The following is a 1,947-nucleotide window of genomic DNA, read 5'->3' as shown; positions in this document are numbered from 1 at the left end:
AAGATACCCCGTTGGCGATTACTTTATCTCCAGCGGATCAGGCCGCCTACGGTGTAACCGTGTCAGGTTTTAACGGTAAAACCCTGAGTAAAGCTTATACCGGAATGTGCGGTAACTGGGCAATCCAGACCGCACAAGTCAAGGCTGAACTGACCTCCAATACCTCGTTGTATCAACAGGCCTTTAATGATCGGGAATCCCTGTGTGGGGTATCCAAAGATGAAGAAGCCGGTAATTTGATGCAATACACCCAGATGTACCAGTCCAGCGCAAAAATTGTCAGCACCGCTCAGCAGTTGTTTGACACCACCTTAGCGATGTTCAATTAAGGAGTCACCGCCATGCGCATGAGTACTTTTCAGCTAAACAGCATGATGATGGGTGGGATGCAGACTGCTAACAGCAACTACAACACCACTGTGATGCAGATGCAGCAGCAAACCAAAATCCTGACACCATCGGATGATCCGATTGGCTCGGTACAGATTATGCTGCTACAGCACCAGCAAACCGCTACCGATCAGTACAGTAAGAACATCAAAAACCTAATGAATGAGTACACCCAGCAAGAAGCGTTAATGCGTAATGGCAACGATATTCTACTGCGTGGTAAAGAGCTGACGTTAGGTCTTGGTAATGGCGCGATGACACAAGATGATCGTCAGGCTATGGCGAATGAGCTGGAGTCTATCCGTGATGAACTACTGAGTGTGGCGAATAGCCAGAACCCAGATGGTGGTTATCAGTTTGCGGGTAACAAGCTGAAAAACAAGCCATACAGTGCGCCGGATTATGCTTATCAAGGTGATAATGCTCGCCGCACCTCCAGTACCGCAGAGGGGGTGACGTTGCCAGTTAATATGACTGCCGATACCATTTTTGGCTCAGGTAATGATACCGTATTTAAAGCGATTGATGATCTAACGGCGGCACTGTGTGATCCGGCAACACCTCAAAGTGAGCTGGAAAAGCAGATGAAAAATGTTAATAGCCGAATGACCGCGACCTCAACCCAGCTCAACAGTGCTTGGGGTAGCTTGGGTAGTCAGATGCAATCTTTAGAGCGTATGGAAGGCGCACACGAAGATAACACGTTGATGAATAAGAAAATGATCGCAGATATTCAAGATCTGGATATTCCAGAAGCAGTATCGCGTCTCAAAGGCTATGAGCTGGCACTGACGGCGACTCAATTGAGCTACTCTAAAATCAATGATATGTCGCTGTTTAACTATATTCGATAATACCCAGCTATACACCATGTGCAGGTCTTTAGGCCTGCGTTGAATGCGGCAGACTGCATTACACAGAACCAAACAGATAAAGAGAACACACGTTGGTTAACCAAGTTAACAGCACCCGTTTGGGTACTCAGAATACTTCCGATCTGAACCGCTCACCGGTAGTCAGTCAGCAAAAAGCGGGTTTGGCCGTTTCTGCCTCTGCCGGTGCGGCGATTGATAGCCGAACGCCAAATGAAGAGATCGAACATCTACGTCACAGTCAGCGAGGCAGTCTGCTGGGCGTTACCGCTAAAGCACATGACCAACTGGCCAAAACCCAGACCGCTTTGCGGGCCTTACATAATGCCGAAGATATCCTGCAACAAAGTAAACAGTTGGCACAACGCAGCCTAAAGCAGCCGGAAGGACGTCGTCAGCGGATGACGCAAGAGCTTGTTTCCTTGCAACGTCAACTGAATCAGCAGGTGCATAAAACCTATGATAACAAACCACTGTTTAATGCTGATTTTTCCGTACGCCATTTAAACCGTAACCAACAGCAACGTTTTTCCATTCGTGGATTACGTTTGCAAGGGGATCGTACTCAATCAGAAGTACTGAAATTTGCCTTTGATGGCGGTAAACCGCGTCAGGTCAAAGTGCAGATTGAGCCGGACGACGATATGGCCGGCATTGCGCGTAAACTCAGCCGTGGCTTGTCAGC

The 1,947-nt window shown here is 48.1% G+C and carries 3 protein-coding genes; all 3 read left to right on the top strand.

Going from position 1 to position 1,947, the window contains the following annotated elements; translation table 11 throughout:
- On the top strand, window positions 1-329 hold a 329-nt coding region (locus ACRC27_RS13525; protein WP_438640122.1), incomplete at its 5' end, for a flagellar basal body rod C-terminal domain-containing protein.
- Between the two features lie 12 nt (window positions 330-341).
- Window positions 342-1,244, top strand: a complete 903-nt coding sequence (gene flgL, locus ACRC27_RS13520) for a flagellar hook-associated protein FlgL (RefSeq protein ID WP_438640121.1) — start codon at window positions 342-344, stop codon at window positions 1,242-1,244.
- Between the two features lie 92 nt (window positions 1,245-1,336).
- Window positions 1,337-1,947, top strand: a 611-nt coding sequence (locus ACRC27_RS13515) for a hypothetical protein (RefSeq protein ID WP_438640120.1), incomplete at its 3' end; no start/stop codon positions are given.

It is taken from the genome of Plesiomonas sp., from assembly GCF_051650925.1.
Classification (GTDB): domain Bacteria; phylum Pseudomonadota; class Gammaproteobacteria; order Enterobacterales; family CAMTGL01; genus Plesiomonas.
This window is presented reverse-complemented; position numbering and strand designations above follow the sequence as displayed.